The following is a 14,412-nucleotide window of genomic DNA, read 5'->3' as shown; positions in this document are numbered from 1 at the left end:
CCTTCCCGATCCATTCCGTTCCGATCCGTTCCTGTCCGGGGCGGGCCCGGCGGAGAACGGAGCGGGCCTAATACCAGGCGGTCTCGGCCAGGCGCTGGTTGTCGCAGAACAGCACTGCCTTGCTCAGCCGGCCGTCGAGGTTGTTGATCACCTTGGTGTAGGCGAAGTCGATACCCGGGTCGACCGTTTCGAGGACCCACTCGATTTGGGTGGCGGTGAGGCGGTTGCTGTGTGCGGCGCAGCCCTGGGGCGCGTTCTCTATGCGGGCGAACGAACCGCAGCCGGAGCTGTAGAAGTACTTCAGGGTAATGGTGCGCCCGCCGTAGACCGCCGTCTTCGTCGCCCCACCGGGCACGTTGGGCTGGGTAAAGCGTCCCGAGCAGGAGGTCTGCTCGGGGTAGAGGCCCTCATTGGCGAAGGCGCCGTAGCCGACGCTCTCCATGGAGGCCGCCTGGGCCTGGAGCGGCGTCAGCGCGGCCAGGCCGAACGCGAAGGCACCACCGAGCACCACGCGCCACCCCCAGCGGCCACGGCCGGTCCCCGCGTCGGTCGCTGTGTTCCGTTTCGAGATCATGTTTCTCTTCCTCCGGTGATCTGAGCCCGAGAGGTGCCGCCGGACCGTGTTTCAGGCTGTGCGCCCACGTCGTGGGCCGCCAGGAATCTGCAAGGCGGTTCGAACCGTAGACCGCGCGAGAAACGTTGCGTCCCTGACAGATGTCAGGGCGAATGCCAGAGTGCTGACGCACCGCTGGAACGCCGGCCCCCGGGCCGACCGCCTCTTCACCCCTGACAAGGAGTGCCGAAATGCCCTACGGGTACATCGCGTCGATGAAGACCAAGCCGGGTCACCGCGACACCGTCACCTCGATCCTGCTGAGCGGCTCCGACGGACTTCGCGCGGCGGGATGCGATCTCTACGTCGTCGGAGTCTCGGCCGGGGACGATGTCACGATCTGGGTGACCGAGGTCTGGAAGACCAGGGAACACCATGACGCTTCCCTTCTTCTTCCGGAGGCCAAGGCCGCCATCGCCAAGGCGATGCCCATGCTGACAGGAGAGTTCACCCGGCAGGAGCTGACTGTCATCGGCGGCCTGGGCGTGTAGACAGCCGGCTCCCGAGCCGTGGTTTACCCGAACGTACGCCACAGGTTTACCGCCGACTCCAACCAGCGCGGGATTACGACGAGTACCTGAAATGGCAAGCTCTCCTCATTCGACGAACCGGATTGAACGAGCCGGATCATCCGGGGCCGGTAATCGAAAACGGGGGGACAATGAGGTCTCGATATGGAACTCGGCTTTCCCCCTTGTCAGGCCAACGCTTGATCAAGGAGATCACTATGCGCAAGGTAATAGCCGCGTCCATTTCCGCGGGCGTGATCGCCCTCGCCACGCTGGGAACAGCAGGGCCCGCCGCCGCCAGCGCGACGGTCTGCGGAAACGGCGGGGACGGCAACCTGGGGTACTGGCAGGTCTGCTACACCGTCAACGGTGACGGCCTGTACGTCGACTCGGTTCAGGGCACCGCCAGGCGGACCGACGGCGGCGGCGCGAAGTCGATCCACCTCGAATACGTCAAGGCCGGCGACGTGCACTGGAGGAACTCGAGGCAGGTCAGCAGCAACAACTACACGGACACCCAGTCCGTCAAGGGCAACGTGTCGAAGTCGGGCGACTACTGCGCCAAGCTCTGGGTCGCCTACAACGGCGGCCACTACTGGGCCGGTCAGGCCTGCGTGAACATCCACCCCTGACCCCTGCCGAACCGGGCCTGACTCAGCGAAAGAAAGGGGCGCCACCGGTCAACGGACCGGCGGTGCCCCTTTCCCGCAGCTCTCCCGCTTTGAGCGTCTTGACCAGTGCGGGAAGACACCGACCCACACAAACCGGTGTATGGCCTACCGCCACCAGTTCACTACTCCCGCAACTCCCCCTTCACCACCTTCCCGCTCGCGTTCCGAGGCAGCCCGCCCACGAACTCCACCGCCCTGGGCACCTTGTAGTTCGCCATCTCCCGCCGCGCCCAGGCGATCAGGTCGTCGCCCGTCAGGCTCACCCCCGGCCGCCGCACCACATACGCCTTCCCGACCTCGCCGAGTCGGGCGTCCGGTACGCCGATCACCGCCACGTCCGCCACGTCGGGATGCAGCCCGAGCTGCTGCTCTATCTCCGCCGGGTACGCGTTGAAGCCGCCGACGATGAACATGTCCTTGAGGCGGTCGGTTATCCGCAGGTTGCCGTCGGCGTCCAGTACTCCCACGTCTCCCGTCCTCAACCAGCCCTCCCCCGTGACGACTTGGGCCGTGCTCTGCGCGTCCTCGAAGTACCCCCGCATGACGTTGAAGCCGCGCACCAGCACCTCCCCGGGCTCACCCACGGGCGCCTCGACCCGCACCTCCGTGCCCGGAACCGCCCGCCCCGAGGTGGACGCGATCACCGGCGCCGCGTCCCCCTGGCGGCACATCGTGACGATGCCGCTCGCCTCGGACAGGCCGTACGCCGTCAGTACGGTCGCCACGCCCAGCTCCGTACGCAACCGTTCCACCAGCCGCAACGGGACCACCGCCGCCCCCGTCACCACCAGCCGCAGCGTCGACAGGTCGTACGCGTCCCGGGACGGGTGGTCCAGGACGGACTGCAACAGCGTGGGCGGGCCGGGCAGGACCGACACCCGCTCCGCCGCCACGTTCGCCAGCACCGTGTCGACGTTGAACACCGGCTGCGGGATCACCGTCGCGCCGCGCATCAGGCACGCCAACACCCCCGCCTTGTAGCCGAACGTGTGGAAGAAGGGGTTCACGACGAGATAGCGGTCCCCCTCCCGAAGCCCCGCCAACTCGCTCCAGATCTCGTACGCCCGCAGCGACTGCGCGTGCGTGATCACGGCCCCCTTCGGCCGGCCCGTCGTGCCCGAGGTGAAGACGATGTCCGAGGGGTCGGAGCCCTCCACCGCCTCCGCCCGCGCCCGGACGGTCCGCGCGTCCACCCCGTCCCCGGCCGCCAGGAAGTCCTTCCAGGTACGGAACTCGGCCGGCGCGTCCTCCCCCAGCACCACCACGTCCGTCAGCTCCGGGAGTCCTGGGAGGGGTCCGTCGCCGTCACCTGCCGCCGCCGCTCTCCGCAGCGAGGCCACGTAGGACGTGCCCAGGAACGTGCCCGTCACGAACAGCAACCTCGCCCGGCTGCGCGCCAGTACGTACGCCGCCTCCGCGCCCTTGAAGCGTGTGTTCAGCGGTACGAGCACCGCACCCGCCGAGACCGCGCCCAGCGCGGACACCATCCAGTCCAGGGAGTTGGGCGCCCAGATCGCCACCCGGTCACCCACCTCCACCCCGCTCGCGACGCAGGCCGCCGCCGCGCGCTCCACCCGCGCGCCCAACTCCGTGTACGAGACGCGCGTACGTCCGTCCACGACCGCCTCGGTGTCGCCGTACCGCTCCGCCGCCGCCCGGACCAGCCTCGGAATGCTGCCCCACTCCACGTCACCGCGCATCGCGAGCCTCCCCACAACACCTCACCGCACAAGAGCTGACTGACCGTCAGATTAGCTGTAACCTGACGCCCTGTCAGCAGATGGGCACGCGTGCGGAGGTGTGTGCAGTCATGGCAGTCGCACCAGAAACGGCCGGGATCAGGGGCGTCACCGGCATCAAGGACGCCACCGCGATCGCCGGGATCGGACAGACCGAGTTCGCCCGCCAACTCCCTGAGGACGAGCGGACGTTGGCTTGCCGGGCGATCCTCGCCGCGCTCGACGACGCGGGCATCGCACCCACCGAGGTCGACGCCCTCGCCTCCTACACGATGGAGGAGACCGACGAGGTCGAGGTCGCCAAGGCGCTCGGTCTCGGTGACCTCACCTTCTTCTCCAAGGTCGGCTACGGCGGCGGCGGTTCCTGCGCCACCGTCGCCCATCTCGCCGCCGCGATAGCCACCGGGCAGGCCACGGTCGGCGTCGCCTGGCGGTCACGGAAGCGGGGCTCGGGACCCCGGCCGTGGCGGAACACCAGCGCCCAACTCCCCACTCCCGCCCAGTGGACGCGCCCCTTCGGGCTCCTGCGCCCCTCGGACGAGATCGCCATGCTCACGCGCCGCCACATGCACGAGTACGGCACGACCCGCGACCACCTCTTCAACGTCGCCCTCGCCTGCCGCAACCGGGCGAACCAGAACCCGGCCGCGATCATGTACGACCGCCCGCTCACCCGCGAGATGTACATGACCTCCCGCTGGATCAGCGAGCCCCTCTGCCTCTTCGACAACTGCCTTGAGACCGACGGGGCGTTGGCCTGTGTCGTGGTGTCCGCCGAGCGGGCCCGTGACTGCCGGCGCGCCCCCGTCTACATCCACTCGGCCGCCCAGGGCCTGCCCGCCCAGCATCACGGCATGGTCAACTACTGGAACGACGACCCGCTGACCGGCCCGGCCTGGACAGCCGCCCGACACCTCTGGAAACACGCCGACTTCACCCCGGACGACGTCCATGTCGCCCAGATCTACGACGCGTTCACCGCCCTCATCCCCCTCTCCCTGGAGGGCTACGGCTTCTGCGGACGCGGTGAGGGCGGCGCCTTCACCGAGGGGGGCGCCCTGGAGAGCGGCGGCCGGCTGCCGATCAACACCGGCGGGGGCGGCCTCAGCGAGGCGTACGTCCATGGCTTCAACCTCATCACCGAGGGCGTACGGCAACTGCGCGGCACCAGCACCGCCCAGGTCCCGGGAGCCTCGACCTGCCTGGTCACCGCCGGTGAGGGTGTGCCCACCTCCGCCCTTCTCCTGAGGAGTTGAGAGATGCTGACCCCTGTAGTCGACGAAGACGGCGCCCCCTTCTGGGAGCACGCGGCCCGGGGCGAACTCCGCGTCCAGACCTGCGCCGACTGCGACGAACCCCGCTTCCCGCCCCGCCCCTGCTGCCCGCACTGCCAGTCCTTCGCGAGCGAGTGGCGCCAGGTCAGCGGACGCGGACGCGTCTGGTCGTACGTCGTCCCGCACCCCCCGCTCCTCCCGGACTACGCCGAGCTGGCCCCGTACAACGTGATCGTCGTCGAGCTGGCTGACGCACCGCGTATCCGGCTGGTCGGCAATCTGGTCACCGGCCCGGACGCTCCCCTCAACTCCCTTCCCCCCGACCGGATTCGCATCGGCGCGCGGGTGCAGGTCGTCTTCTCCTCGGCCGGGCTTCCGCAGTGGATCCTGGAGCGCCCGTGAGCCCGGATCCGAGCCTGCGTATCGCGACCGACAAGGAGACCGGGGTCGCCGTCGTCACCCTCGACCGGCCGGAGAGACTCAACGCCCTCGACCTCGCCACGGCCACCGAACTGGCGGCCACCTGGCGGGAGTTGCGCTTCGACGACACCGTACGGACCGTCGTGCTGACGGGGGCCGGGACGCGCGCCTTCTGTACCGGCCTCGACCGGACCGCGACCGTTCCCCAGCCCGACTCGCCCTACATGGTGGACGATCCACTGGAGAGGATCGGCCCGAAGGCGAACGACCTCTGGAAGCCGGTGATCGCCGCGGTGAACGGTATGGCGTGCGGCGGCGCCTTCTATCTCCTCGCGGAGTCGGAGTTCCTCGTCGCCGACCCGGGCGCGACCTTCTTCGACCCGCACACCACGTACGGCATGGTCAGCGCGTACGAGGCGATGGGCATGGCGCAGCGGATGCCGTACGGGGAGATCGCGCGCATGGCGCTGATGGGGACGGCGGAGCGGGTGTCGGCTGCGCGGGCGTACGAGGTCGGGCTGGTGAGTGAAGTCAGCGCACCCGGAGGGTCGTTGGCGGCAGCCGTGGAGCGTGCCCGGGTCATCGCGTCGTATCCGCCGGAGGGGGTGCAGGGCACGGTACGCGCGGTGTGGGCGGCGAAGGAGGCGGCCCGCGCACACGCCCTCGCGTTCGCCCCGCACCTGGTCAGGCTCGGCAACCTCCCGGGCGACCGGCAGGCGGAACTGTTCGCGGCCAGGACCCCGGATTTCCGATTGCGATAGCAACGCATATTCTTTGCATCATGGATGAGCACCGCACAGTGGATGAGCATCGCGCAGGGGTCGAGGCCGGGGCGGGAGTCGAGGCCGGAGCAGGGGTCGGGAACGAGTCGGGGGCCGAGAACCGCCCGGTCGTCACGCACCGCATGGTCGAGGTGAACGGCGTCCGGCTGCACATCGCGGAGGCGGGCGTGGGCCCGCTCGTCGTGCTGCTGCACGGCTTCCCCGAGTCCTGGCACTCCTGGCGCCACCAGTTCGGCCCGCTGGCCGCCGCCGGTTTCCGGGTCGTCGCCCCCGACCAGCGCGGATACGGCGAGAGCGAGCGCCCCGAGGACGTGTCCTCGTACAGCATCCTGCATCTGGTCGGCGACGTGATCGGGCTGATCCGGGCGCTCGGCGAGGAGACGGCGTACGTCGTCGGGCACGACTGGGGCGCGCCGGTGGCCTGGCACACCGCGCTGCTGCGTCCGGACGTCGTGCGCGGGGTGGCGTGCCTGAGTGTGCCGCCGCCGTTCCGGGGCGACCACCGGCCCCTGGGCGTGATGGAGGCGATGTTCGGCGGCCGTTTCTACTGGAACTACATCAACCGCTCGGCGGCGGCCGACGCCGAGCTGGTCCGCGACCCGCGCACCACTCTGCGCAGGATGCTGTACGCCTTCTCCGGCGACAACCCCGAGTCGGGCACGGGCAGGCAGCCGCTGATCGAGCCCGGTCAGGGATGGCTGGACACCATGCCCGACCCGGAGAAGCTCCCGGCCTGGCTCACCGAGGCGGACCTCGACTCCCTCACCGAGAGCTTCGCGGGCAGCTTCACCAGCGCCCTCAACTGGTACCGCAACATCGACCGCAACTGGGAGCTGACGGCACCCTGGCACGGGGCCGTGGTCAGTCCGCCCGCGCTGTACGTGTACGGCGACCGGGACCTGGTGCCGGCGTTTCCGGGTACGCCCGAACTCATCGAGCAGCTACCGGAGTTGATGCCGAACCTGCGGCGCGCTCCGATCCTGCTTGAGGGCTGCGGCCACTGGACGCAGCAGGAACGGCCGAACGAGGTCAACGCGGCACTGATCCCGTTCCTGACGGAGTTGCGGGACGCCACCGACTAGGTGTCGCGGGTCATGACGTCGTCGACGGTGGGTTGGGGGCGGTCGGCGGGGCGAGATCCGTTGTGGACGGTCTGGTGCGGACGACGGCTTGGTCACCTCGTGGACCGAACAGGTGCAGGATCTCCACGGTGCTCGTGTCCGCGGGGCCGAACCAGTGGGGCTCGGTGGTGTCGAACTCGGCCACTTCGCCCGGCCGCAGCGTGAAGTCCTGCGCCCCGAGGACGAGGCGTAGCCGACCGGCGAGGACATAGAGCCATTCGTAGCCCTCGTGGGTGACCAGTTCCGCCCGGCGGGGCGTCAGTACCTGTTTGAAGACCTGCACTCGGCCCGGGTACTGCGTCAGGGGTACGAGGACGCTGCCGCGCTCTTTGCGCAGGGGCCGGAGGTGCACCCGAGGGTCACCGCTGGCGGGCGCCGCCACCAGTTGGTCGAGTGCGACGCGGTGGGCCCGTGCCAGCGGGATGAGCAGGTCCAGAGTCGGGCGCCGTCTGCCCGATTCCACCCGGGACAGTGTGCTGAGCGAGATCCCGGTCGTGGCCGCGAGCGCCTCGAGCGTGAGTCCCCGTTCCCGGCGCAGCACGCGCAGCCGGGGCCCGATGCCATCGAGAATCTGTTCCAGTTCCGCGTCCCTGGCTCCTGTGTTCATGGATCCATTTTTGCAGTGTTCGCAAAATTGATGGGCTGCGGCTGCCGTCCGGGCCGAGCCTTGCCGGGCACTGTTCCCGGACATCAGAGGTAGACCGTGACCACGACGACATCCCCTGTTCAACCCATGCTGAGTGCGCGCAGACGCTGGACGGTACTGGCCGTCTGCTGCCTGAGCATGTTCCTGGTGGGCCTGGACACCACCATCGTCAATGTGGGGCTGCCGGCCATCGGGCGCGGCCTGGATGTCGACACGCGCGGTCTCGAATGGATCGTGGACGCCTACACCCTCGTCCTGGCCAGTCTCCTGATCTCCTCCGGCGCGCTGGCGGACCGCTTCGGACGCCGCCGGGTGTTCCAGTGCGGGCTGGCCGCGTTCGGCGCCGCCTCGCTGGTCTGCGCGCTCGCCCCGTCGGCGGGCGTACTCGTCGCGGCCCGCGCCGTGCAGGGCATCGGTGCCTCGATGCTCAGCCCTGTGGCGCTCGCGATCGTGGTGAACGCGATGCCGGACCCGAAGGAACGGGCGCAGGCGATCGGCATCTGGGCGTCGGTGTTCGGGCTGAGCATGGCCGCTGGTCCCCTCACGGGCGGTGCGCTGCTCGCGGGGCTCGGCTGGCGGGCGCTGTTCTGGATCAACGCACCGGTCATCGTGGCCGCTCTGCTGCTCAGTGCGGTGTTCGTGCCGGAGTCCCGGGCACCGCGGGCCCGGCGCCTCGACCTGCCCGGCCAGGTCCTGCTGACCGTGGTCCTCGCGGTCGTGGTCGGCGTCCTGATCGAGGGGCCGCGCATCGGCTGGACGTCGCCGGCGGCGCTGGCGGGATACACAGGGGCTGTCGTGGCGACAGCCGGATTCGTATGGGTCGAGTCCCGCCGACGTGAGCCGCTGATGGATCCGCGGATCTTCAGGAGCCCGGTCTTCAGCGGTGCCGTCCTGGGCGCGGTGGCGGTCTTCGTCGCTCTGACCATGACACTGCTGCTGAACACCCTCTACCTGCAGCACACCCGGGGATGGACGCCGCTGGCCGCCGGAGTGGCGACCTTGCCCCTGGCCGTCGGAGCGACTGTCTGCGCCCCTTGGTCCGGCCGCATGGTCGGCCGCACGGGACCGCGGCTGCCGCTGCTCCTTGCCGGTGGTTTCATCACGGCCGGCGGGCTCTGCCTGGTCCGGCTCACTCCCCACACGAGCGTGCTCCTGCTGCTGACCGCGTACTCACTCATCGGCATCGGGTTCGGCTTCGCCAACGCCCCGATCACCAACACCGCGGTCAATGGACTGCCACCCGCCCGTGCCGGCGTGGCGGGGGCGATCACCTCCACCGCACGGCAACTCGGCTCCGCCCTCGGTATCGCTCTCGCCGGCGGCCTGGCCGCGGGCGCCAGCCCGGCGGGGCTCGCACACGCGTCCCGCCCCGGCTGGTTCCTGGTCGCCATCTGTGGCGTGCTGGTCTTCCTCGTCGCCCAGGTGTCACGGCCGAAGGAGGCCACCACGGGCCCCGCCTCCCCCCGCAAGCGCGGTGAGCCGCGTGACTCACCGCAACGCACCGTTGTCCGTTGAAGGGCGCCGCGGCCTCATCGAGCGCTGCCGAACACGCCCCACTTGCTCACGTCGCCGATGAGACGGGAATCTCCCGGGCCTGTGCCTCGAAGTGGGTGAACCGCTACCGCAGACAGGCGAGATCGGGCTCTTGGACCGCTCCTCGACGCCACAGCACCAGCCGACGGCCACCCCAGCCGAAGCGGTAGCCCAGGTCGAGGTCCTCCGACGCGCCCACACGTGGTCGGCAGCCCGCGTCTCATTCGAGCTCACACAGTCCGGGACGCTCATCGGCCGACGGACCCCGAGTCGGCATCTGGCCCAACCGGGGTGCGGGCGGCGGCACTTCGCGGAACAAGGAACCCCTGCTCGGTGAGCAGGGGTTCCTTCCCGTCCGGGCGCGACCGCGAGGAGGGGCAGCGCCTAGAGTCGCCGCAGCTTCATGGTGTAGACCTGGGCTGCGACCTTGTCACCCAGGGTGAGTCCGTCGTCCGCGTCCCACGGGAAGTGGACTCCGAGCCAGACCCTGCTGTAGGCGTCCTCGGTGGCCGCCGCGCTGAAGCTGGCGAAGTGCCGGGTCTTCACCGGTGACTGAGGGTCGTCGGTGGTCATGTCGAAGGCGATGTTGTCGCTGCCGAAGTACCGCTTCATCACGCCTGCCCAGGCCCCGCCGAACGTCGCGTGCCCCGAGGCCCAGGCCGGGAAGCACGGAGTGACGTTCACCCCCGCCCGGTTCTTCAGCAGCGGCTTCCACTCCGGGTCGAGCCCGCCTTCGCGGATCGCCGACACCGGCCGCCAAAGGTCGATCGGCGTCAGGAACTTCACGTCCCGTACCGCGATCCCGGCGTCCGCCATGGCGAGGGAGACGAGCGCGAACAGCCGTGCGTTCTCGTACGTGTTGAGGCCGCGCGCCTGGGAGATCTCCCGGGTCGCCTGAAGCAGCTGGCCCGGCGGCTTGTAGGTGCCGTCGAGATCGTTGGCCCAGAACCAGGCCGCCGCCTCCTGATCCGGGGTCCGGTCGACGACCGGCGTACGCGCGGTCGGCTTGTCGGCGCCGGCCGACCGCGCCGCCTCGACCTGGGCCTTGTAGGCGTCGCTGGCCAGCAGCTTCTCGTACGTCCCGTACAGGCCCGGGGTCGCCGGGCGGAACTGCGAGGCGGAGGTGAGGGAGAACGGCTTCACCTGGCCCCAGAACGGGGTGACCGCCTGGCTGTCGCGTTCGCAGGACGGATCGGGCATGTCCGGGTAGCTGGTGGGCCGCCACGCGCCCGGCTTGTTGTCGCCGACGTACACCTGGTCGTTGTCGGAGCCGTCGCCGTTCCGCGCGTCCCTCATCTGCGTGACCATACGGTTGACGACCGTGATGTCGAGCAGGTCGAACCCGGTGGGCTCGGTGCCGAACCGCTCACGGAACTTCGCGTCGAGGAACTGCGTCTGGTTCCTCCCGTACAGCCCCAGCAGGATGTTGTACGCCGTGCGGCCGATCACCCGCTCCTCCTCGTCGGGACCCTCGATCCAGCCGTCGTACTTCTGGGCGGAGAGGTACGGCTCCGAGGTGATCCTGCCCTTCCACTTGAGCTGGTACGAGCTCTCGGCGTCGTAGATCGCCGCGTTCAGCATCGCCGCGGAACGGGCCATCGGCCCCGGTCCGCCACCCTCACGCCGGATGACCTGGAGCAGGACATCGTTCCAGTAGTGAACGGGATCGGCGATCTGTTGCTGCGGCAGCGCCGCCTGCGCCGGCTGCGAAGCGACGGTGAGCACGCTGCCGGTGGAGGCCAGCACCGCCGCGGTGGCCAGCACCCGGCGCCATCTGCCCCTGCTCGGCCGGACAGTTCTGTCGTTCGTCAACATGTCAACCCCCAGTTGATGTGCGGACGTTGGTCGCGCTTGTCGGGACTCGCGCCTTCCACCGCGCCGCTCCCCGGCGGCGGCGCAGCTCCTGGTGGTGCTGGTCCCAGACGCTATGGGCGGGCCGCGTGTGGCGTCGTCCCCCGCTGGTTGGCACTGCGGGTCGACCAGCGGCGGTAGTCGCGCGGTTCCTGCAACTTCCGTGGTACGGCGGAAGGTTGACGCCCCTCCGGCCTTCCGGCCGTACGCTGCTGCGATGCGGATCCACCCTCTCGTCGTCGACACGCTGATCGTGGCGGCGCTGACCGGTGTGGCCCTGCTGCTGGGGCCGGAGGCCGCGCGGCAGGGGCAGAACCCGCTCGACGCGACCGCCTACGTCCTCGTCGTCCTGGTCCACCTGCCACTCGTCCTCCGTGGCCGGGCCCCTCTCGTGATCTGCTGCCTCGTGCACGCGACGTGGCTGGTGTACATCACCGCCGGCTACTGGCCCGTGGTGTGCAGCTTCGGTCCCATGCTCGCCGTCTACACCGTCGCCTCCGTGAAGGCGGTGCGCGTCTCCGTCCCCTGCGCCGCGCTGATGGGCGGGGTCTGGATCTACGCGGGCGCGGTGAACCACACCGACTCCTGGGAGTCCGTCGCCGCACAGGCCGTGGTCTACCCGGCGATGCTGTGGCGGTTCGGCTTGCTCGCCCGCCGCTCGACCGAGCTGACCCGGCAGCTGCGCCGGGAACAGGCCGCCCGGGCCCGGCGCGAGGTGGCGGAGGAACGCGGCCGGATCGCCCGCGAACTCCACGACGTGGTCGCCCACCACCTGTCGGTGATCTCGGTGCAGACCGGTCTCGCCCGGTTCGTCTTCGACACCGACCGCCCGACCACCCGTACCGCGCTCGACACCATCGAAGCCACCGGCAAGGAGGCCCTCGACGAGCTGCGCCGCATGCTTCTGGTGCTGCGCGCCGCCGACGACCGCGCCCCCGTCGGCCCGATGCCGGGCCTGGCCCGCCTCGGCGAGATGGCCGAACGCGTCCGCGCGGGCGGGACCCCGGTCGCCCTGACCGTCGAGGGCGTCGAGCGCCCCCTGGCCCCCGGGGTGGACCTGTGCGCCTACCGGGTGGTGCAGGAGGCACTCACCAACGTCCTCAAGCACGCGCCCGGCGCGAGCGCGTGGATACGACTGAGGTACGAACCGCACCAGGTGACGGTTTCGGTCACGGACGACGGGGAGGGGGTGATTCCGGCCAGAGTACGAACCGGCGGCGGACACGGCTTGCTCGGCATGCGCGAGCGGGCCAAGCTCTACGGCGGGCAGATCGACATCGGCCCGCGGGACCAGGGGGGCTTCGCCGTACGGCTGACCCTGCCGACGTCCACGCGGGCCGCACAGCAGGGGGACGACGCCACCACATGACCACCGTGCTTGTCGTGGACGACCAGTTCCTCATCCGGGCCGGCCTGGTGGCGCTGCTGCGCGCCGCACCCGGCATCGAGGTGGTCGGCGAGGCGAGCGACGGCGCGGAGGGCGTGCTCCTGGCCGCCCGGACCGCCCCCGAGGTGATCCTGATGGATGTCCGCATGCCCGGCATGAACGGCATCGAGGCCACCGAACGCATCCTCGCCGAGGCCGCCGACCCCCCGCCCCGGATCCTGGTGCTGACCACCTTCGACCTCGACGAGTACGTGTACGGGGCACTGCGCGCCGGAGCCTGCGGTTTTCTGCTCAAGGACTCCGGCCCGGAACGGCTGCTCGCAGCGGTGGCCGCGGTCGCCGGCGGTGACGCGCTCTTCGCGCCCAGCGTCACGCGCCGTCTGGTCGAGGCGTACGCCCGCCAGACCGCCTGCGAACAGCCCCCCGATCTCGACGCGTTGACCTCCCGTGAACTGGAGGTCCTGAAGCTGATCGCACGCGGCCTGTCCAACACGGACATAGCCGACCGCCTCTACATCAGCGAGGCGACCGTCAAGACCCACCTCAACCGCACGATGACCAAACTGGATCTGGACAGCAGGGCACAGGCCGTGGTGGTCGCGTACGAGTCGGGGCTCGTGACGCCGGGCGGATAGCGGTCGCCGCGAGCCCGCCGTCCCACGACCCTCCGACGACTTTGCCATCTCTTTACAACCTGTCCGGCCGCCGCGTCGTCTCTTCGCTCGATCCGTCACTCAGCCCGCCCAGCCCAACCCGCCCTCTTCCGGGCGCGGTTCGGGGCGGACGACGAAAGAGAGCGATTCCATGCGCCGTACCGTGCGCCGTACCCTCCTCAGCGCCGTGGCACTCGCGGCCACCGCCGTACTGGCGGGCACCGCACCCGCGTTCGCCGACGACACGAGCCCGACCCCGGTCCCCTCCACTGCGCCGACCGACGCCACCCCGGCGCCGAGCACCGAGCCGACCCAGATGCCGTCACCGGCCGACGGAGCCAGCGAGGCGCCCAGCGAGGCCCCCACCACCGACCCCAACACATCCCCGTCCCAGGTCGCCGAGGTTCCGAACGGCGCCCCCAACACCGGCGTGACGCAGACGTCGACGGACTCCGGCACGCCGGGTGCGCTGATCGGCGGAGGCGCCGCCGCCGCGTTCGCCGTGGCCGGCGCCACGGTGATCGTCGTACGCCGTCGGCGGGCGACCGGAGCGTGACCGTGCTCTCCAGGCGCGCGTTCGGCACCGGCGTCACGGCTGCCGCGGCCTCGCTGCTCGTGGGCTGCTCCTCCGGCGCCGGAGGCGTTCGGACGACGGGGACCCCGACTCCAGGCGCCGACGCGTCGCAGCCGGCCGCCGGCAAGCACACCTCCGCGCAGTCCGCCAAGTCCGGCCGGGCGGTGGGCCGTTCGGCCCCTGTCCGGCTCAGCGTCCCCGCCATCGGGGTCGACACCCCGGTCATGCGGCTGGGGCTGGCGCCCGACGGCACGGTGCAGGTTCCTCCGATCAGCGATCACGACCAGGCCGGCTGGTACGAGCACTCGCCGACGCCCGGTCAGACCGGCCCGTCGGTGATCCTCGGCCATGTCACGGTCGGCGCGTACGGGGACGGCGTCTTCCACGGCCTGACGCGGCTGCGCCGGGGCGAGAAGATCGTGGCGCGTCTGGAGAACGGCACGGAGGCGGAGTTCTCGGTCACCTCCGTGCGGACGGTGGCCAAGGCGAACTTCCCGACGGACGACGTCTACGGGAACGTGAGCCGGCCCGAGCTGCGGCTCATCACGTGCGGTGGCCCCAAGGACAAGGACGGCTACCTCGACAACGTGATCGTCTTCGCCGCGCTCACGTCGTCCACCAACCCGTGAGCACACTGGA

General features: G+C 70.3%; 15 protein-coding genes and 1 pseudogene. 12 read left to right on the top strand and 4 right to left on the bottom strand.

From position 1 onward, the window contains the following. Nucleotides 1-67: 67 nt before the first annotated feature. The gene (locus STRTUCAR8_RS21115) at nucleotides 68-574 is read right to left on the bottom strand and encodes a hypothetical protein (RefSeq protein WP_006377904.1); all 507 of its coding nucleotides are present in this window, start codon (nucleotides 572-574) and stop codon (nucleotides 68-70) included. Nucleotides 575-804: 230 nt separating this feature from the next. Here STRTUCAR8_RS21115 and STRTUCAR8_RS21110 point away from each other — a divergent pair, with 230 nt between their 5' ends. Then, on the top strand, nucleotides 805-1,104 hold the full coding sequence (locus tag STRTUCAR8_RS21110) for a putative quinol monooxygenase (RefSeq protein WP_006377906.1): 300 nt from the start codon (nucleotides 805-807) through the stop codon (nucleotides 1,102-1,104). 236 nt (nucleotides 1,105-1,340) lie between these two features. Next, complete coding sequence (locus STRTUCAR8_RS21105; protein WP_006377910.1) at nucleotides 1,341-1,754, top strand: hypothetical protein; 414 nt, start codon at nucleotides 1,341-1,343, stop codon at nucleotides 1,752-1,754. Nucleotides 1,755-1,915: 161 nt separating this feature from the next. Here the strand turns inward: STRTUCAR8_RS21105 and STRTUCAR8_RS21100 are convergent, their stop codons facing one another. Further along, entirely contained in the window at nucleotides 1,916-3,493 is a 1,578-nt protein-coding gene (locus STRTUCAR8_RS21100) for a FadD3 family acyl-CoA ligase (protein WP_006377905.1), read from the bottom strand. A 110-nt stretch (nucleotides 3,494-3,603) separates the two neighbouring features. Between STRTUCAR8_RS21100 and STRTUCAR8_RS21095 the strand changes: the two genes are divergently transcribed. The 4 genes from STRTUCAR8_RS21095 to STRTUCAR8_RS21080 all read left to right on the top strand — a co-directional run bounded on the left by STRTUCAR8_RS21095 (nucleotide 3,604) and on the right by STRTUCAR8_RS21080 (nucleotide 7,090). Then, a complete protein-coding gene (locus tag STRTUCAR8_RS21095; protein WP_006377901.1) occupies nucleotides 3,604-4,788 on the top strand; it encodes a lipid-transfer protein in 1,185 nt (394 codons plus the stop codon). 3 nt (nucleotides 4,789-4,791) lie between these two features. Beyond that, nucleotides 4,792-5,208, top strand: coding sequence for a Zn-ribbon domain-containing OB-fold protein (locus STRTUCAR8_RS21090; RefSeq protein WP_006377908.1), 417 nt, complete (start codon nucleotides 4,792-4,794; stop codon nucleotides 5,206-5,208). Further along, a complete protein-coding gene (locus STRTUCAR8_RS21085; RefSeq protein WP_006377903.1) occupies nucleotides 5,205-5,987 on the top strand; it encodes an enoyl-CoA hydratase/isomerase family protein in 783 nt (260 codons plus the stop codon). Before STRTUCAR8_RS21090 ends, STRTUCAR8_RS21085 begins: the two co-directional genes overlap by 4 nt. Before the next feature lie 143 nt (nucleotides 5,988-6,130). Next, on the top strand, nucleotides 6,131-7,090 hold the full coding sequence (locus tag STRTUCAR8_RS21080; RefSeq protein ID WP_044472585.1) for an alpha/beta fold hydrolase: 960 nt from the start codon (nucleotides 6,131-6,133) through the stop codon (nucleotides 7,088-7,090). A gap of 10 nt (nucleotides 7,091-7,100) precedes the next feature. Here the strand turns inward: STRTUCAR8_RS21080 and STRTUCAR8_RS21075 are convergent, their stop codons facing one another. Then, on the bottom strand, nucleotides 7,101-7,736 hold the full coding sequence (locus STRTUCAR8_RS21075) for a helix-turn-helix domain-containing protein (RefSeq protein WP_006377915.1): 636 nt from the start codon (nucleotides 7,734-7,736) through the stop codon (nucleotides 7,101-7,103). Nucleotides 7,737-7,862: 126 nt separating this feature from the next. Here STRTUCAR8_RS21075 and STRTUCAR8_RS21070 point away from each other — a divergent pair, with 126 nt between their 5' ends. Next, nucleotides 7,863-9,290 carry an MFS transporter gene (locus STRTUCAR8_RS21070; protein WP_044472584.1) on the top strand — a complete coding sequence of 476 codons (1,428 nt, stop codon included), beginning with the start codon at nucleotides 7,863-7,865 and terminating at the stop codon, nucleotides 9,288-9,290. Continuing rightward, nucleotides 9,259-9,624 (top strand): annotated as a pseudogene (locus STRTUCAR8_RS51325) (helix-turn-helix domain-containing protein); the annotation flags it as partial. The gene STRTUCAR8_RS21070 and the pseudogene STRTUCAR8_RS51325, both read left to right, overlap by 32 nt. A gap of 68 nt (nucleotides 9,625-9,692) precedes the next feature. Here the strand turns inward: STRTUCAR8_RS51325 and STRTUCAR8_RS21065 are convergent. Beyond that, nucleotides 9,693-11,072, bottom strand: coding sequence for a vanadium-dependent haloperoxidase (locus STRTUCAR8_RS21065; protein WP_006377913.1), 1,380 nt, complete (start codon nucleotides 11,070-11,072; stop codon nucleotides 9,693-9,695). A 304-nt stretch (nucleotides 11,073-11,376) separates the two neighbouring features. On the opposite strand from STRTUCAR8_RS21065, the gene STRTUCAR8_RS21060 reads away from it, so the two are divergent. The 4 genes from STRTUCAR8_RS21060 (at nucleotide 11,377) to STRTUCAR8_RS21045 (ending at nucleotide 14,402) form a co-directional block, all read left to right on the top strand. Then, nucleotides 11,377-12,528: a sensor histidine kinase gene (locus STRTUCAR8_RS21060; protein ID WP_006377909.1), complete on the top strand. Its 1,152-nt coding sequence runs from the start codon at nucleotides 11,377-11,379 to the stop codon at nucleotides 12,526-12,528. Continuing rightward, a complete protein-coding gene (locus STRTUCAR8_RS21055) occupies nucleotides 12,525-13,181 on the top strand; it encodes a response regulator (protein ID WP_006377914.1) in 657 nt (218 codons plus the stop codon). The genes STRTUCAR8_RS21060 and STRTUCAR8_RS21055 overlap by 4 nt, the downstream gene beginning before the upstream one ends. Before the next feature lie 181 nt (nucleotides 13,182-13,362). Beyond that, nucleotides 13,363-13,755 carry a RodZ family helix-turn-helix domain-containing protein gene (locus STRTUCAR8_RS21050; protein ID WP_006377912.1) on the top strand — a complete coding sequence of 131 codons (393 nt, stop codon included), beginning with the start codon at nucleotides 13,363-13,365 and terminating at the stop codon, nucleotides 13,753-13,755. Between the two features lie 2 nt (nucleotides 13,756-13,757). Further along, on the top strand, nucleotides 13,758-14,402 hold the full coding sequence (locus STRTUCAR8_RS21045; RefSeq protein ID WP_006377907.1) for a class F sortase: 645 nt from the start codon (nucleotides 13,758-13,760) through the stop codon (nucleotides 14,400-14,402). The last annotated feature ends 10 nt before the right edge of the window (nucleotides 14,403-14,412 follow it).

This window comes from Streptomyces turgidiscabies Car8 (assembly GCF_000331005.1).
Classification (GTDB): Bacteria; Actinomycetota; Actinomycetes; order Streptomycetales; family Streptomycetaceae; genus Streptomyces; species Streptomyces turgidiscabies.
The sequence above is the reverse complement of the archived record's forward strand: the minus strand, read 5'-3'. Positions and strand labels throughout refer to the sequence as shown.